Raw genomic sequence first — 16,431 nt, 5'->3', positions numbered from 1 at the left:
TCCCCGGCCCGGATCTACACCGCCCCGCCCGGCCGCGCGACCCGGGCTTGCGGCCAGACGGCGCTTGCCCGAGAACCCGGCGTTCTTGGAGCGAGGATGCATGGGCACGGACGAGTTCGGGATCCGTCCCGGCGAGGAGATGGCGGCGCTGCCCGCGCGCTTCGATGCCGGCCTGTACTTCATCGGCCGGCTGCGCACCCCCTGGCAGGCGCGGCAGGACTGCCCGAAGAACGGCCTGCAGAGCGATGCTGTCTGCACCGTCGAGGTGGATGCGGCCTACGCGCCCGGCCTGCGCTCCATCACGGGCTGCACCCATCTGATCCTGCTCTACTGGATGGATCGGGCGACCCGGGGTCTCATCGTGCAGCAGCCGCGCCACGCCGACGGACCGCGCGGGACCTTCTCGCTGCGCTCCCCGGCCCGACCCAACCCGATCGCCCTGTCGGTGGTCGAGCTGATCGCCCGGGAGGGCGATAGTCTACGCGTGCGCGGGCTCGATTGCCTGGACGGAACACCGCTCCTCGACATCAAGCCGTATTACGCGACGACGGATTCGCGACCCGAGGCGCAGGTCGACCGCGCCGGCGCCGAACCGTGAGGCGGCTCCTTTCCGCAATCCTCGCGGGCCTCGTTCTGCTGGCGCTCGGCGGACTTGCCGGATGGCACCTGCACAAGCCCGCCGCGGATGCCCGCGCCTACGCGGTGATGCGCGGCATCGCCGTTCAAGTCAGCCTGGATGAGACGCCGGCGGATTACATGTTCTGGGCCGGCGACTCCCAGGTGGAACTGCAGCCCGGCGGCCAGCGGCCCTGCGGTTTGGACTTCGTCAATGGCGGTTTCAGCGGCGCGACCGCCGCGGCCTATCAGGATCACCTCGCCGGCCTGATCTTCCGCCACGATCCGAAAGTCGCTGCGCTGACGATCGGGACCAACGACATCCTGCTCAAGAACAACCCGCGCTCGGCCGAGGCGGCGGCACGCTTCGCGGTGAGTGCGGAAGCGATCGTGAAGCGCCTGCAGGCCTTGAGCCCTCGGGTGGTCGTCACTGCCCTACCCCCCATCGGCCGCGAGAGTGCTCGCTTCCTCGATGCCGCGGCCGTGCCGGATTACTCGCAACGCCTGCACACCCTGTGCACCCGCCTCGGCTGCGCCTTCGCGGACCCGTTTGCGATGCTCCGCGACGGCGACACCGGGTACGCCAAGCCCGGCGCGCTCCGGGACGGCCTGCACCTCGCCGCCTACCGGCCCGCCATGGCAGCCATGGAGCCGGTCCTATGCGGGCCGTGAGCGATGCGTGCAGAGCGCGCAGGGCGTCCGGCTGCAGAGCGATCGCTTGTGCCGGCCCACCGGACGCGATCGTGCTTCCCCTGCGACCTGGGCTTTGAGAGATCTGCCATCCTCACCGTCAATGCGCGCGCAGCGAAGCAACCTCGTGTGGCGCTACGTCCTGCGATCGCGTGCTGCCCTCGTCTGCTTCGCCGCGTTGGCGATGGCGATGTTGAAGTGACGGCGGCGTGAACCTTCGACCCTCGATGAGCGACAGCGCGTGTTCGAAGTCTACCTGACCGGTTTCTCCGTCAGCGCCGGGCTGATCCTGGCGATCGGCGCGCAGAACGCGTTCGTGCTGCGCCAGGGCCTGCGCGGCGAGCACGTGGCGCTGGTCTGCGCCACCTGCGCGGCCTCCGACGCGCTCCTGATCCTGGTGGGCGTGACCAGCTTCAGAAGCCTCGTCGTCCTCGCCCCCTGGTTGAGGCCGGCGATGCTGTATGCCGGGGCGGCCTTCCTGATCTGGTACGGGGCGCGCAGCCTCCGGTCGGCCTTCGCGGCCACCGAGGCGCTGCGACCCGCGCCGGGATCCGCGGCCGGCCTCGGACGGACGCTGGCGACATGCCTCGCGCTGACCTGGCTCAATCCGCACGTCTATCTCGATACCCTTCTGCTCATCGGCTCGATCTCGACGCGCTTCCCGGGCCAGGAACCCGCCTTCGCGGCCGGTGCCATGACGGCCTCGGTCGCGTTCTTCTTCTCGCTGGGCTACGGCGCGGCCATCCTCCGGCCCCTCTTTGCCAAGCCGGTCGCCTGGCGCGTGCTCGAAGGCGTGATCGCGCTCACCATGTGGGTGATCGCGGCCGAGTTGCTGCTGAGCGGGCCGTAACGACAGGTCGCACTTTCCGGACAGGCTCTGATCAGGCCAACTCGAATTGCGAAGCGCAACACGCTACTTGAACTGCGATAGGCAGGAGCACGGCATGGACGCGATCACGCTGGCAGATGCCAAGGCCCAACTGAGCGCCCTGGTCGACCGGGTCGCGGCAGGCGATTCGATTGAGATCACCCGTCGCGGCAAGCCGGTTGCTCGCCTGACAGCCGTAACGAAGCCGCGGAAGCCGATCGACCTCGCGCTGCTTCAAGCGCTGACGGCAGCGATGCCGCCACAATCCGAAGGCGCCGTCGATCTCGTGCGGTCGATGCGGGACAGCGACCGATACTGATGATCTATCTCGATACGTCGCTGATCGTCGCGGCGCTCTCGAATGAAGCGATGACGTCCCGTGTTCAGACGTGGCTGGCCGAGCAAAACCAAGCCGAGCTTCTGATCAGTGATTGGACCATCACCGAAATGTCCTCGGCCATGGCCATCAAGGTGCGGACGAAACAGGTCAACTTGGAACAGCGTGCGGCGGCACTCGCCATATTCGCCCAACTGTTCGCCGAGAGTTTCACTGTCCTTGGCGTGACGACCAGCCATTTCCGCTTGGCAGCGAAGTTCGCGGACCAGTACTCCCTCGGACTTCGGGGCGGCGACGCATTGCACCTCGCTGTTGCGTCGGAGCACGGCGCCACGGTGCATACGCTCGACCAACGGTTAGCTGCTGCCGGGCCGGCGCTCGGCATTCCGACTCAACTGTTGGCGTGAACCGAGCCGCCCCGACGCATAAGATTGCATCACACGTTCGCGGCTGCAGCCGAGGTGATCCGAATCAAGGACGCCCGCCCGTCACTCCCACTCGATCGTGCCGGGCGGCTTCGAGGTGATGTCGTAGGTCACCCGGTTGATGCCCTTCACCTCGTTGATGATCCGGGTCGCGACGCGACCCAGGAAGGCCATGTCGAACGGGTAGAAATCGGCGGTCATGCCGTCCACCGAGGTGACGGCGCGCAGCGCACAGACGTGGTCGTAGGTACGGCCGTCGCCCATCACGCCCACCGTCTTGACCGGCAGGATCACCGCGAAGGCCTGCCAGATCGTGTCGTAGAGGCCGGCCTGACGGATCTCGTCGAGATAGATCGCATCTGCCTTGCGCAGGGCCTCGAGCTTCTCCGGCGTGATCGTGCCGGGGCAGCGGATCGCCAGGCCCGGGCCCGGGAACGGGTGGCGGCCGACGAAGGCGTCCGGCAGGCCGAGCTCACGGCCCAGGACGCGGACCTCGTCCTTGAACAGCTCGCGCAGCGGCTCCACGAGCTTCATGTTCATGCGCTCGGGCAGGCCGCCGACATTGTGGTGGCTCTTGATCGTCACCGATGGGCCGCCGGTGAACGACACGCTCTCGATCACGTCCGGGTAGAGGGTGCCCTGCGCCAGGAAGGCCGCCCCGCCGATCTTCTTGGATTCGGCCTCGAACACGTCGATGAACAGGCGGCCGATGGTCTTGCGCTTGACCTCCGGGTCGCTGACGCCGTCCAGCGCCGAGAGGAACATGCCGCTCGCCTCCACGTGGACCAGCGGGATGTTGTAGTGGTCGCGGAACAGGGCCACGACCTGCTCGGCCTCGCCGAGGCGCAGCAGCCCGTGATCGACGAACACGCAGGTGAGCTGGTCGCCGATCGCCTCGTGGATCAGCACGGCCGCCACGGCCGAATCGACGCCGCCCGAGAGGCCGCAGATCACCTTCTCGGAGCCGACCTGCTCGCGGATCTTGGCGATCGCCTCCTCGCGATAGGCGCCCATGGTCCAGTCGCCGGAGCAGCCGGCGATGTCGCGCACGAAGTTGCGGATCAGCAGGGCGCCGTGCGGGGTGTGGGCCACCTCGGGGTGGAACTGCACCGCGTAGTAGTTGCGTGCCGCGTCGGCCACGGCCGCAAAGGGCGCGTTCTTCGAGATCGCCACGGTGGTGAAGCCGTCCGGCAGCTTCGTGACCCGGTCGCCATGGCTCATCCAGACCGGGTAGGTCTCGCCCTTGTGCCAGACGCCGTTGAACAGCGGGCAATCGGCCAGGATCTCGACCTCGGCCCGGCCGAACTCGGCATGGTGCCCGCCCTCGACCGCGCCGCCGAGCTGGGCCGCCATGGTCTGCTGGCCGTAGCAGATGCCGAAGACCGGCACGCCCGATTCGAACACAAGCTGCGGTGCCCGGGGGCTCGCCTCGACGGTCACCGATTCGGGGCCGCCGGAGAGGATCACGCCCTTCGGCTTCTGCTCGCGGAACGCGGCCTCGGCCTTGGTGAAGGGCACGATCTCGCAATAGACCCCCTCCTCCCGCACCCGTCGGGCGATGAGCTGGGTCACCTGAGAGCCGAAATCGACGATCAGGATCTTGTCGTGGTCGGTGTTCATCGCGGGCGATTATCCGAAGGTCGGGGCGCACGCAACGCATGCGCCCGTCTCAGGCTGGGGATCGCCGCGCAAGGCCCGCGCCAGACGCGGGTAGAGTCAGTCGAAGTTGCGGACCTTGGCCGAGCCGCCGAGGCTGATCGCGGGCTTGGCCGGAGCCCCTGCGAGGCTGACCTTCTTCTGGCCCGGCAGGGTCTTGGCGCGCAGCTCCGGGGCGGCGGCCGGCGCCGGCTTGGCGGGCTTCAGATGGGCCTGGCCGTGGATCACTGAGCCGATCTCGCCGGCGACCCGGATCAGGTCCTCCCGGTCGCAGGACCGGGCGACCTTGAGGCCGAGCTTGTGCATGTGGCTCTTGCCGTAGAGGTAGGCGGCCAGCTGGGCGCGCTTGAGCGGCGGGATCTGCTCCAGGATCATCGGCAGGTCGAACTCGTCGGCCCGGTAGACCTCGCCCAGAACCTCGAGGCTCACGGGGCAATCGACTTCGGGCTCGGCGCCGCTGGTCGGGTGCGCTTGCGTCATGGTTGGCTCTCGGGAAGCGATGGATCGGAAGCTGGCCCGGATGCCCCGGAGCCGGTGTCGGTTTCAAGCCCTGCGGGTGCCGTCAGGTCCGCAATCCTGGCCTGCACGGGACCCGGCGTCGCAGCCGGCGGCGGCGCCGGCTCCGGTTTCCAGGCCCCGAGGCAGCCGGTGCAGACGGATTCGATCACCGCGCGGGCATGGGCCTGACGGCGCGCCCAGAGGGCTTCCCGGGCGGCGCGCTCGCCCTCGGGGGACGGACGGATGCGGATGAACAGCGGCTCCTCCGCGACGGCCGGGACCGGGGTGGCCGCCAGCAGCGCCAGCAGCGCCAGGGCACGGAGTCTCGGGCCTGCAACCGGCTGCGCCGCACACGTCATGCCGTCCCCGCTCCCCGCTGAGCCGATCCGGAGACCTCGCGCTTCATGGTAAACCGCCGCTTAACATCCTGGCGATGTATGGCGCATCCGGCGGGCCGTCGACACCCGCCCCGACGCCTGGACGGGCCGCAATGAGACCCGCTAGATCGCGGGGCGCGGCGTCGCGACCGGCACCGGCGCGGGCTCGGTGCCATCGACATCCAGAGCCGCCCGCCGCCGATCCTGGGCACGGCCGAGCCAGAGGCTGTTGAGCAGCCAGGCCACGGAGAGCGGCACCGCCATACCGGCGATGCCGGTGCTGCCGAAGCCGAGCCCCTGGATACCCGTGAACGACCACGCCCCGACCTGATCGCCGAGGCGGTAGACCACCGTGTCGATGAAGCTCTTGGCCTTGTAACGGTCCTCCCGGGGGACCACGGTGAACAGCACCTCCCGGATCGGCCTGGCGATGGCGAAATTGCCGGCCCGGCGCAGGACCTGGAACGCCACGATCACCCCGATGGTCGGCGAGACGGCCAAGGCTGCGAAACCCAGCACGCTGAAGGCCGGCAGCAGCGCCAGCGTGACTCCGACGCCGAGGCGCTTCACGATCCGTCCGGTCAGGAACAGCTGCACGCCCAAAGTCAGCACATTCACCGCGAGGTCGACGCTGGCGAAGAACGCGGTCTGGGCACCCCGGTCCGGGAAGCTGTTCTTGGCGATGCCGGCCTGCTCGAAATACAGGAAGGTCGAGGTGACGGAAAACAGCAGCAGGAACAGCGAGATATTGAGCAGGTAGGGCGACGCGAGGGTGCGGGTGACGCCGGCCAGCACGCTGCCGCCGATGGTGCGGTCCTGGCCGTCATGGGCCATGTCGGCGCTGCCCGGCACCGCGTGGAGCCGCGCCGACAGGGCGGCGAGCCCGCGCATGCAGAACACCGCGACTTCGAGGAGCACCACCGCGCAGAGCATCAGCCCCCAGGTCGGCACGTTCTTGGCGAGGATCGCCGTGGTGGCCGAGCCCGCGATGGCGCCGAGGGTCGCGCCGGCCGCGATGAAGCCGAACAGGCGCTTGCTCTGGTCGTTCGAGAACACGTCGACGATGGTGGCCCAGAAGATCGAGACCACGAACAGGTTGAAGATCGACAGCCAGACGAAGAACACCCGACCGATCCAGATGCCCCAATCGGGAGGCGCCAGGTACAGGGTCAGCGCGAAGGCGACGATGTTGGCCGCGAAGAACCGGTAGGTGATCGGCACGAACCGCGCCCGCGGCATGCGCTTCACCAGGTAGGCGAAGGGCAGGTTGAGGGCGAGCATGCCGACCAGCGTGGCGGTGAACAGCCAGGGCAGGTTCTCGATGCCCCCGGCCACGCCCATCTGGTCACGGATCGGGCGCAGCACGTAATAGGCGGCCAGGATCGAGAAGATGTAGGCCCAGGACCAGGCGAGCGCTTGGCCCTCGCCGGGCCGGATGTCGATCAGGCGCGCCAGCGGGCCGCGGGGAGTCGAAGCCTCGGCCACGCGCCCCTTACTTCCCCAACCCGAGCTTCTCGCGCAGTTCGGGCGCGGTCGCCTCGTGGCCGAAGCCCGGGGAGCCCATGGCGAACTTGTCGGCGTCCTTCAACGAACCGACCACGACCGGGTCGAAACCGGCATCGCGGACGAGACCCTCGGCCACCTTGAGCGCGGCCGGATCGTCGCCCGCGATCGGGATCGCCATCCGGCCGCCGGGCCGGTCCTTGCCGCCATCGGCGCCCGCCTTCGCGAACACCTTGTAGTTGGCGGCGTTGAACGCCCGGACCAGCTTGGCGCCGGGAAGATACTTGGCCGAGGTCGGCCCGATCCCGTTCGCCTGGACCTCGTCGTAGAGCGCGCCGTCGCGCTTCTGCGTTGCATTGCCGGCGTCGAGCACGACCTTGCCGGCGAGCGCGGAGGCGAGGTCCTTGGAGAGGTCCGGATAGGCCTTGTACGGCACCGCCACGAACACGGCGTCGCCGAACTTGATCGCCTCGTCGGGCGTCCCGGCCTTGGCCTTCGGCCCGAGCGCGGCGATCAGCGGCGCCAGGGTGTCCGGATGGCGCGAGGCGAACATCACCTCGTGGCCGTCCTTGACCCAGAGGGTGCCGATCGTACCGCCGATATTGCCGGCCCCGATCACCCCGATCCGGATCTTCTTGGGACTGTCTTGGGCCAGCGCCGGAAGGGCGGCCGCGAAGGAGAAGCCCGCGGCGAGGGCGAGCGCAGCGCGCCGCGTGGTGCGATCAGACCGCATCGATGAAGCTCTCCAACTGCTTGCGCTGGGCCTGGTCGGGAAGCGGGCCCCGGGCGGCGGCGAGGTTGTCCTCGACATAGGCGACCTTGGCCATGCCGGGGATCGGGCAGGTCACGGCCGGTTGGCCGAGCACGTATTTCAGGAAGACCTGCGGCCAGCTGGTGCAGCCGAGATCCTTCGCCACCGGCGGCAGCTCCTTGCCCTGCACCGCCTTGAACAGGCGGTCGCGGCCGAAGGGCACGTTGGTCATCACGGCGACGCCCTTCTCGGCGGCGAGCGGCAGCACGCGCTCGGCCGCGGCCCGGTTGTCGATGGCGTAATTCACCTGGATGAAGTCGAGAGGTTCGCGTTTCATCACGGCTTCGAGCGCGTCGAGCTGGCCGTCCTTCCAGACCGTGACGCCGACATAGCGAATCCGCTTGTCCCGCTTCAGGTCGCGCAGGACCGCCAGATTCTCGTTCACGTCGATCAGGTTGTGGACCGCCACGAGATCGAGGCTCTCGACCCTCATGCGCTTCAGGGATCGCTCGAACTCGGCGAGCGTCGCGTCGCGGCCCTGGGTGTCGACCTTGCTGGCCAGAAAGATCTTCTGGCGCAAGCCGGGCTCGGCGAGGATCAGGCCGAGCACGTCCTCGGCTGTGCCGTAGCTCGGCGCGGTGTCGATCACCGAGCCGCCGAGCGACACGAAGCTCTGCACCGCGGCTTTCAGGGGCGCCACCGCCTCGGCATTGGGCTCGACCTCGTAGCGCCGGGACGTCCCGATCCCCATCGCCGGCAGCATCTCGCCGCTGGACGGGATCGGCCGCCGGATCAGCGGCTCCGCGGCCCAGGTCAGGCGCCCCCCGAGGGGCGCGAGGGCAGCGGCCGCGATGACGGCACGACGGGATACAGGCATGGCCGGCCTCCGGCGGTGTCAGGACACAACCGGAAGATAGGGCGGTTCTCGGGAGAAGTGTATTCGTTATTCTCACGCTTGCGCGAGCGTCGGCTGCGAGGAGGTCGTGAAGCCGCTGCGAGATCCGAAGATGACATGTGGGCTGCGCGATCCGAGCCACGGGATATAGAGCGCGGCTTCAGTAAATGTCGGCACGTCGCAACTCATGTCCTCAAGATCATATTTTCGATAGAAAGATTATGTTTTTGATCGGTTATAATACACATTTTACCCTAATTAACTCATGATCATCAGATAATTAGAAATTTTCTAACTCAATAATACGAATAAAATTCTTGACTCATTTCATATCGATCGCGATATCGCCGACATGCCGCGAGCATGTTCGATCAATTATTTCGACGGTTCCGCGCGTTTTGCTCCAAATTACGAAGTATCAAGAATCATGATTGTTGCGGAACCTGGATCGCGACACGGATATCTCGTTTCGATGGCGTCGGCGTGCGCGATACTTGTCGGGGCGACCGTTGCCACGCCGGCTGTCGCGCAGGAGCCTGCAGACGCGGTGATGCTGGACGAACTCAGCGTGACGCAGACGGGCATCGGCCGGCCGCCAACCTCCGGCACGATCGGTCAGCCGTCGCCGCTCTACGCGGGCGGGCAGGTGGCTGCGCAAGGCCGCGTCGGCCTGCTCGGCAACCGAAGCATCTTCGAGACGCCGTTCACGCAGAACAATTACGCGGCCGAGCTGGCCCGCGACCAGGGTGCCCGCACCGTCGCCGATGTGCTCGCCAACGACCCCGCGGTCCGCACAGCCCAACCCCCGTTCGGCAGCCAGGACATCGTCTTCGTCCGCGGCGTCGTGTTGAACTCGCGCGATTTCGCCTTCGACGGCCTCTACGGCATCAGCGATGCGCGTAAGCCGATCATCGAAGGCATCGAGCGGTTCGAAGTTCAACACGGCCCGGCGGCGTTCCTGTATGGATTTCCGCCGAACGGCAGCGTCGCGGGTGTCGTGAACCTGATCCCCAAACGCGCGGGCGACGTCCCGGTCACGCGGGTCACGACGACCTACATGTCGCGCGCCAGCGGTAGCACCCAGGTCGATGTCGGTCGCCGGTTCGGCGAGGGCAATGCGCTGGGCGTGCGTCTCAACGCGTTCTACAGCGACGGCCAGACCCCGATCGATCAGCAGGCGATCCGGAACGGCGGCGCGACGCTGGGGCTCGATTACCGGGGCGAGGCGTTCCGCTTCAGCCTGGATGCCGGCTATCACAACCTCGCCTACCGCAGCCCGACGGGAGCCTTCAGCATCCTGCCCGGCATAGCGGTCCCGCGGGCACCGGACCTCACGATCAACCAGCAGCCGCGCTGGGCTTTCACGGATTCCGAGTCCGGCTTTGCCGTGGCCCGGGCGGAATACGACGTGGCGCCGGACTGGACGCTCTTCGCGGCCTTCGGCGGCTCACGGACGAGCGAGTTCTTCACCTATCCCACCTTCACGATCACCAATGCCCGTGGGGACTTGAACGGGCGGACGATCCTCTTCCCGGATCGACAGTCGCAGCTTACGGCCGAGGCTGGAATCCGCGGCAGCTTCGACACCGGCACCGTCCACCATGCGGTCGCCATCGTGGGAACGGCGTACAGCAACGACAATCCATACGCGTCCGGCCTCGGGCCGTCCGTGGTCTCCAACCTCTACAGGCCCCTGGCGAGCCTGCCGCCGAACTTCGCCCGCATTCCGAGAATCGTCGCGCAGCAACCGGCTGAGCTGAAGGGATTGGCGGCAGTCGACACCGTATCGGTCGTCCCGCACGTCATCGATCTGATCGTCGGGGTCCGCGGGCAATCCGTCGAAAACAGGAATTACGATCCTGTCACGGCCGCTTTGGCGTCCACCTACGCCAAGAGTGCCGTCACGCCGCTCGCCGGCATGGTGGTCAAACCCGTGCCGTGGATGTCGCTCTACGCCAGCTATGCCGAAGGTCTGAGCCTCGGTCCGACGGCGCCCAGCGACGCCCGGAATGCCGGCGCGGTCTTCCCGCCGACCGTGTCCACCCAACTCGAGACGGGCGCCAAGTTCGATCTCGGCGAACTCGGCCTGACGCTCGCCTTCTACGACATCGCCTTGCCGTCACCGTTCCTGGACCCGGTCACCCGCATCTACGGGCTGACCGGTGAGCAGCACAATAAGGGTATCGATTTCAACGTCTTCGGTTCGCCGGTCGATGGCATCCGCCTCCTGGGCGGCATCACATTGCTCGACGGCCGGCTGGTCAAAACCGCCGGCGGTGCGTTCGACGGCAAGGTCGCGCCCGGCGTTCCGGCGGTGCAACTCAATCTTACCGCGGAGGTCGACCTGCCGCGCCATCTGCTTCCAGGCGCCTCGCTGGCGGGTCGGGTGCTCTACACGGCCGCGCAGTATTACGACCAGGTGAGCACCCAGAAGATCCCGGATTGGACGCGCTTCGACCTGGGTATACGCTATCGGTTCACGATCAACGACACACCTTTGATCGCGAGCTTCAATGTCGAGAATGTCGCCGCCCGCGATTATTACGCCTCGACCGGCGCCGGCAAACTGATCCTTGGCATGCCGCGCACCTTCAAACTGTCGCTGACGGCCGACCTCTGAAATTGTCGGCTGCCGTCGAGACCGCGCAGCGGCCCAGTCCGACCGCGGTCTCACCGGCGGCTTCAATCCTCCTCGGGCGGGTCCTCGAATTCGGCGCCCTCGGTGTCCGGTGCGATCCGGAACCGGTACTCGTCGATCGCCAGGAAGGCGCGGTGGACGTCCTGCGGGTCGAGGCCGTCGCGGACCACGAGCGTCTGGAAATCGATGAACAGCCGGGCGATCCGCGCCTCGTCCGACAATGCGGCCAGCGCCGAGGAGCTGGCGCCCGCCCGCATCATGTAGCGTTTGGAAGTACCGGCTTCGTCCGGCACCGGCACCACGACGACCTGCCCCGCCGTCTCGGGCTTCAGCTCCGCCCATCGCGCGGGCGTCCACGCAATGATGGCCTCAATCTGCTTCATCGGCACCTCCGGCGGCTCGGGATGATCCGCCTAAGCATCATTTGCGGGAGGGGTCACCGGGTGGGCGGTGAAAATGTCGCCGGATTTCGGACCTAGCGTGCGTCGGTCGCCGATCGCAAACGCGCGTCAGTCGCCCGCAACCGTGGAGAATGTCGCGCCCTCATCGCTCCCGCGCTGAAGCCAGGATCCGGAAGGTGTTCGACGCGGTGACAACCGCCGCCTGCCACCGGGCTTTTTCGCTGGCAGGGTAGCGGATGCGCAGGCTGACGAAAGCCGTGTCGGTCCCGCGGCCCGACCGGATGGTCTTCTGATAGAGGATGCCGTCCGCCGTCATGCAGGAAAAGACGATGCGGTCCGGCCGCTCGAGGAGGTAGTCCGGCGGCTGGTGCCGGCAGCGTGCGCGGTCGGACGCAATGAAGTCCGTCAGAGTCTGATCGAGCGCGTTGTTCAGGCCCGAGACGGTCACGCGCAACGTGTTGTCGGGGGCGTGGAAGGCCTGTCCGTCGCCGTTATCGGGTGGCGGTTCCGCGATCAGTTCGGCCGGAAGATCGACCGAGAAGCCGAAGCGGTCGTTGCTATAGTGCTGGACGGGTGACCCGGCTGAGGCGGGGCCGCACAGGAGCATGCCCGTCACCAGGATCGGCAATCCGCCGCGGGATGATCGGCTCATCGGCACGTCACCTCGTAGGCGGACACTTCGGGCATCTCCGCGTCGCCGATGGTCGTCACCGAGAGCCTGCCCGCCGGGCCGGTATACGCGAAGGCGCAATAGGCCAGTCCGGTCCCGGAACAGCTGTCGACCTCGATGATGCCCTGCCGGGCGAGGTCCTGTTCTCGGGAATCCGGGCTCGGTGCGCCGCGAATTGGCGTCCAGCCCTTGGCGATCAGGGCGGCCCGCGCCTTGTCGATCGGCATGGTGGTGATGGCGGGCACCGATCCGCGTCCCCCACAGACGGTGTCTTCGCTCGGGAGCGAAGCCAGCAGGAGGCTTCCGTCCGCATGCACCGTCAGGTCGCCGACCGGCAAACGCTGAACATCACCGTCCCAGATTCGGACGGTGCCGTCGTCGCGCGCGCCGATACGGCCGATACGCTGCGCCCCGTCGCGCCCGTAGATTAGGGCGACGAGACGCTGCCCGTCGAACACGCCGACATTGCCGTCACCGATCAGGCAGGTGCCGCTTGGACCGCGGCCTAGGGAACCCGCGAAGCTGACCGCCCGGTAGCGGCCGAGCGCAGCCTCCCCCGTGATCGACCAGCCGCGTTCGGCGACCGATCGTGCTGCCTCGGACCGCGCCGGCACCGGAACATCGTTGCACGCGTCGCGCGTCGCCCGCCGCTCGGGGGCGCGCGGCAGATCGCTCAAAGGGACGAAGCGCAGATCCGTCACGGCGGACTCGACGCGCGGCACCGATTGCTGCGCCTGCGCGGCGACCCGCCCCGCGGCGGCGAGGTTGAGGGCCAAGACCGCACCGAGCACGGCGGCGCCGGACCCACGGTCGAACCATCGCATCGTCACCTCCTCCCGAGTCGTTTGCTTGCCCTCGCGCTCGACCCGTCCGCTCTGTCGAGACGTCCATGGAATCGTCGTCATGGGTTTTCGCCGTTGAAGATCGAGCCGCATCGCGAACAGGCGGGACCGGTCAGGCAGGACGACAGCAAGTGCCGCGTCTCGTTTGAAGACGACCGGCCACATTCTTTCGCATCCGGTCTTCTGGCACGTTGGCCCATGAATGCGTGCAGACAACATCGGGCTGCGACCGGACCGTCAAATCGTACAGATGGAGGGGGTACCGTGCCGGGGCGGCCGGGTCGTATGCTCGCCGTGCCCTGGGCTCGGTCCTCATAGATCGGTAGCCGGCACCCGAGAGCGGCGCGCTTGGCCGCGAGCGCGCGGTCATAGGCCGATGGACCCGCACCTGACGGGGCAAGGAGCGCCTAGACCTGCATTCCGGCAGCGACCAGCGGCTGCGTCCGGGCGAGCAACCCCTCGGCGCCACCACCTGCGTCGGGATCGGATCAACACTCGGATCGTGTCTTCGGATCGGGTTGATCTGCGGGGCGGCGGCGGCCACCCCGGCCAGGTTCAACCAGCGTTACCCAAAGATCCACGATCTCGGTGCCGAAGACCACGAAGGGATCTTCCGAGCGTTCGACATGGGGGCTCTGCTGGGTTTTGCGCGTGGTCGCGGATCAAGGCCGGACCGCGTTGCGAGGCTGAGCAAACACCGGGTTTCGGCGAGGCAATCCGATTGTATGCCCCGGGAGCGCCCGCCAGGAGTGATCTGCGCCCTCCGGTTCGGACGACGGACCACAACGGTCTGTAGCCGCCAGAATGCGATATCCACCAACTCCTTGCGCTATGCTTACGACATCAGCTGGAACACCAACCAGACGCATGCTGTCAAAACAATGATAAACAAGGACGCCTGTAGAGCCGTATAGGCAAGAAATATTGATTTGGGAAAGTGATTGCGGTCTGCGGAATGCAACGCTCGTCGCACATGATAAACGTAAACCGCCCCATAGAGGGCTCCCGCGGCGAGAATGGATCCGATGATGATCGTCATCTCCGGGCTCCATTCGATGGCGCGGCATCTACGGTGCCGCCCGGACATCGCGGTCGGGCGAAGATCTTGCGATCTTCGCGGACGTTGAGTAGTGACCCCGTCATCCGGCGCAGGTCCGGGCTTGTCAGAGCTGGGGCATGGCAGGCGGCCGAGGGCTCGGGGGCGGCATCATCTCGCGCGGCGCAGGAGGCTGCGGTATCGGGGCGTCCGTCTCGGTCGGGGCGGCCGCCTTCGGAGGCGCGGCAGCCGCGGCGGGTCTGGACGTGGGCGTTGCCTGGCGAGCCGTATCGCGGAGGAAATCGCCTGTGCTGGCCGCTCGCTCCGCCGGGGCTTCGCGCGCTGTCTGGGCTGCTCGACCCGGGTCGCCGTCGCGCGGGGCCGGCGCTCGCGTCACCGCCGGAGCCTGGCGACGCTCGACGTCCGCCACCTTGATCCTGAACGTGTAGGGGACCGTCGAACCGTCTCCGAAGGTCACGGCGACGGACAGCGTGTCGAGGCCGGAGAAATCGGGCCGCGCCGTATAGTAGATCGACATCGAATCCTTCTTGACGGCTTCGCAGCCGTCCACGACGTCGATCGAACCGCCGGTCTGATCGAGCTTGCCGCTGAGGACCTTGAACTCGCGCCGCTGCTCGATCCGTCCGCCCCGCGGTGGCGCGACGAGCTCGATCGAGGCCGCCTGCGAGCGGCAGCCCTGATCCGGGAAATAATGGGTGAAGCCCTGGAGGAAGGCCCGCTGGCCCGGGCGGGCGTTCATGCTCACGGTCTCTGCCCAGGACGGCAGCGTCAGGCTGAGCGCGAGGGCACCGGCGAGGCCGGACCGCGCCACCGAGACGCCCGCAGCTACGGCCGTCCTCAGGATGCTTTGTCCCATGGGTTTGCTCCTCGGATGTGACGCGGTCGGGGTGCTCGCTGTCCGTGGCGAGACGCTCACTTCGGTGCGGATTGCTCCAGGGTCGGCTTGCTGCCGTCGGTGCGGAACCGGACCGCATAGGTGCTGTTCGCCGATTGGGCGTTGCACGTGATGACCACGGGGCCGCCCATCGGGTTGGGCATCTCGCAGGTGCCCTTGACCTTGATCGTCGATTGGTCGCGCTCGGCGTAGACGAGCTCGTCGATGGGTTGGTGCAGGGTGCCGCCTTCGACGAAGCCCTTCGTTGACGCCATGAACGCCATGGCTTTGCCGTCGGTGGTGCCGAAGATGAACCCGGCCTTCGCGCTGCCGATGACGGAGGTGTTCTGTGCCGCCGGGACGCAGATGGCGGTGAGGTCCTCCCCGTCCATCACCAGGGACTCGCAGCGGCCCATGAAGGACAGCTTCAGGAACGTACCGGGCGGCGGATCCTTCGCCTCCGCGGTGTCGCGGGGCGCGGGCGGGGGCGGCGCCGGGGCAGGCGCCGATCGTGCCTCGGCCGGCCGGTCGCCGGCACGCCGGTTCCAGGCGCCGCGGGGCTGGCCCGGCTGCCAGACGCAGAGCCGGACATCGCCGTTCTCCCAGCACGGGCCGTTCGGAGATAGGCCGCCGAGGGGATCGGCTGCCCGGAGCGCGCCGGAACGGCCGTTCCAGAAACCGGTGGCCTCCAGCGGTGCCTTGGGATCGCGGATGAGCTGCGCGATCATGTCCAGCTTGCCGCCGACATAGGAGCGCACCTCGAACCCGCGCCCGCCGTCGCGCCCGGTATCCGGCCGGAACTGGCATGGCCCATCGATGCGGGTTTCGCCCCCGACTTCCAGCAGGCAATCGGCGGTGCGGGCCGTGCCGGGATCGGGTGGTGCCGCCGGTGCCGTGAAGCCCGGACGGCCTTCCCCGATCTTCCAGGCACAGGCCCGCACGCGCGATCCGGTCCAGCAGGCGCCGCCGGGGGATCTGACAATGTCGGAGGGGCCATCGTCGGGCTTTGATCCGGGCCTCTCGGTCCAGGTCGCCATGCCGCTGCCGGGAGCCGTCACCGTGACAACCGCGCCGTAGCGCAGATAGCCGTTCTCGTAACTGGCGAGGCGGAAGCCGCCATTCCCGTAGCTGCGGGGGTCGGTCAGGAACTCGCAGGGACCGTCGATGTAGGTCTTGCCGTCGGCCTCGAGGAAGCAATCGGCCTGGCGCACACGGATCTGGGCCTGCGCGGCCTCCGGCAGGAGGAGGCCGACCGCGATGGCGCTGAGCAGCAGGGCGAGCCGATACCGGGCCGTCCGGATCCGAGCCGTCACACGATCGAGAGCCATGATGCC

17 protein-coding genes are annotated in these 16,431 nt (G+C 67.7%); 6 read left to right on the top strand and 11 right to left on the bottom strand.

Features of this window, described 5'->3' with window-relative positions:
- The first annotated feature begins 100 nt into the window (after nucleotides 1-100).
- The 5 genes from tsaA (at nucleotide 101) to LGR69_RS02265 (ending at nucleotide 2,917) form a co-directional block, all read left to right on the top strand.
- Entirely contained in the window at nucleotides 101-598 is a 498-nt protein-coding gene (tsaA, locus tag LGR69_RS02285; RefSeq protein WP_230365048.1) for a tRNA (N6-threonylcarbamoyladenosine(37)-N6)-methyltransferase TrmO, read from the top strand.
- Nucleotides 595-1,287 (top strand): SGNH/GDSL hydrolase family protein, encoded by a 693-nt coding sequence (locus LGR69_RS02280; protein ID WP_230365047.1) that lies wholly within the window; start codon nucleotides 595-597, stop codon nucleotides 1,285-1,287. Before tsaA ends, LGR69_RS02280 begins: the two co-directional genes overlap by 4 nt.
- Nucleotides 1,288-1,546: 259 nt before the next feature.
- The gene (locus tag LGR69_RS02275; protein ID WP_007564286.1) at nucleotides 1,547-2,155 is read left to right on the top strand and encodes a LysE/ArgO family amino acid transporter; all 609 of its coding nucleotides are present in this window, start codon (nucleotides 1,547-1,549) and stop codon (nucleotides 2,153-2,155) included.
- A gap of 94 nt (nucleotides 2,156-2,249) precedes the next feature.
- Nucleotides 2,250-2,492: a type II toxin-antitoxin system Phd/YefM family antitoxin gene (locus LGR69_RS02270; RefSeq protein ID WP_230365046.1), complete on the top strand. Its 243-nt coding sequence runs from the start codon at nucleotides 2,250-2,252 to the stop codon at nucleotides 2,490-2,492.
- Nucleotides 2,492-2,917, top strand: coding sequence for a type II toxin-antitoxin system VapC family toxin (locus LGR69_RS02265; RefSeq protein WP_091857619.1), 426 nt, complete (start codon nucleotides 2,492-2,494; stop codon nucleotides 2,915-2,917). Before LGR69_RS02270 ends, LGR69_RS02265 begins: the two co-directional genes overlap by 1 nt.
- 81 nt (nucleotides 2,918-2,998) lie before the next feature.
- Here the strand turns inward: LGR69_RS02265 and guaA are convergent, their stop codons facing one another.
- The 6 genes from guaA to LGR69_RS02235 form a co-directional block, all read right to left on the bottom strand.
- Nucleotides 2,999-4,555, bottom strand: coding sequence for a glutamine-hydrolyzing GMP synthase (gene guaA, locus LGR69_RS02260; protein WP_007564280.1), 1,557 nt, complete (start codon nucleotides 4,553-4,555; stop codon nucleotides 2,999-3,001).
- Between the two features lie 96 nt (nucleotides 4,556-4,651).
- Nucleotides 4,652-5,071 carry a hypothetical protein gene (locus tag LGR69_RS02255; protein WP_007564278.1) on the bottom strand — a complete coding sequence of 140 codons (420 nt, stop codon included), beginning with the start codon at nucleotides 5,069-5,071 and terminating at the stop codon, nucleotides 4,652-4,654.
- Nucleotides 5,068-5,448 (bottom strand): hypothetical protein, encoded by a 381-nt coding sequence (locus LGR69_RS02250; RefSeq protein WP_007564276.1) that lies wholly within the window; start codon nucleotides 5,446-5,448, stop codon nucleotides 5,068-5,070. The genes LGR69_RS02255 and LGR69_RS02250 overlap by 4 nt, the downstream gene beginning before the upstream one ends.
- A 141-nt stretch (nucleotides 5,449-5,589) precedes the next feature.
- Nucleotides 5,590-6,951 carry an NTP/NDP exchange transporter gene (locus tag LGR69_RS02245; RefSeq protein ID WP_230365045.1) on the bottom strand — a complete coding sequence of 454 codons (1,362 nt, stop codon included), beginning with the start codon at nucleotides 6,949-6,951 and terminating at the stop codon, nucleotides 5,590-5,592.
- Nucleotides 6,952-6,958: 7 nt separating this feature from the next.
- Nucleotides 6,959-7,702 carry an NADPH-dependent F420 reductase gene (locus LGR69_RS02240; RefSeq protein WP_230365044.1) on the bottom strand — a complete coding sequence of 248 codons (744 nt, stop codon included), beginning with the start codon at nucleotides 7,700-7,702 and terminating at the stop codon, nucleotides 6,959-6,961.
- Nucleotides 7,692-8,597, bottom strand: a complete 906-nt coding sequence (locus LGR69_RS02235; protein ID WP_230365043.1) for an aldo/keto reductase — start codon at nucleotides 8,595-8,597, stop codon at nucleotides 7,692-7,694. The genes LGR69_RS02240 and LGR69_RS02235 overlap by 11 nt, the downstream gene beginning before the upstream one ends.
- 490 nt (nucleotides 8,598-9,087) lie before the next feature.
- Here LGR69_RS02235 and LGR69_RS02230 point away from each other — a divergent pair, with 490 nt between their 5' ends.
- The gene (locus LGR69_RS02230) at nucleotides 9,088-11,235 is read left to right on the top strand and encodes a TonB-dependent receptor (protein ID WP_230365042.1); all 2,148 of its coding nucleotides are present in this window, start codon (nucleotides 9,088-9,090) and stop codon (nucleotides 11,233-11,235) included.
- A 62-nt stretch (nucleotides 11,236-11,297) separates the two neighbouring features.
- On the opposite strand, the gene LGR69_RS02225 is transcribed toward LGR69_RS02230, so the two are convergent.
- From LGR69_RS02225 to LGR69_RS02205, 5 genes are all read right to left on the bottom strand, one after another.
- Nucleotides 11,298-11,636: a hypothetical protein gene (locus tag LGR69_RS02225; protein ID WP_230365041.1), complete on the bottom strand. Its 339-nt coding sequence runs from the start codon at nucleotides 11,634-11,636 to the stop codon at nucleotides 11,298-11,300.
- 160 nt (nucleotides 11,637-11,796) lie between these two features.
- Complete coding sequence (locus tag LGR69_RS02220; protein ID WP_230365040.1) at nucleotides 11,797-12,312, bottom strand: hypothetical protein; 516 nt, start codon at nucleotides 12,310-12,312, stop codon at nucleotides 11,797-11,799.
- The gene (locus LGR69_RS02215; RefSeq protein WP_230365039.1) at nucleotides 12,303-13,331 is read right to left on the bottom strand and encodes a hypothetical protein; all 1,029 of its coding nucleotides are present in this window, start codon (nucleotides 13,329-13,331) and stop codon (nucleotides 12,303-12,305) included. The genes LGR69_RS02220 and LGR69_RS02215 overlap by 10 nt, the downstream gene beginning before the upstream one ends.
- 998 nt (nucleotides 13,332-14,329) lie before the next feature.
- Entirely contained in the window at nucleotides 14,330-15,079 is a 750-nt protein-coding gene (locus LGR69_RS02210; protein WP_230365038.1) for a hypothetical protein, read from the bottom strand.
- A 56-nt stretch (nucleotides 15,080-15,135) separates the two neighbouring features.
- A complete protein-coding gene (locus LGR69_RS02205) occupies nucleotides 15,136-16,425 on the bottom strand; it encodes a hypothetical protein (protein WP_230365037.1) in 1,290 nt (429 codons plus the stop codon).
- Nucleotides 16,426-16,431 lie beyond the last annotated feature (6 nt).

The organism is Methylobacterium brachiatum (assembly GCF_020523825.1).
Taxonomy (GTDB): Bacteria; Pseudomonadota; Alphaproteobacteria; order Rhizobiales; family Beijerinckiaceae; genus Methylobacterium; species Methylobacterium brachiatum.
The sequence above is the reverse complement of the archived record's forward strand: the minus strand, read 5'-3'. Positions and strand labels throughout refer to the sequence as shown.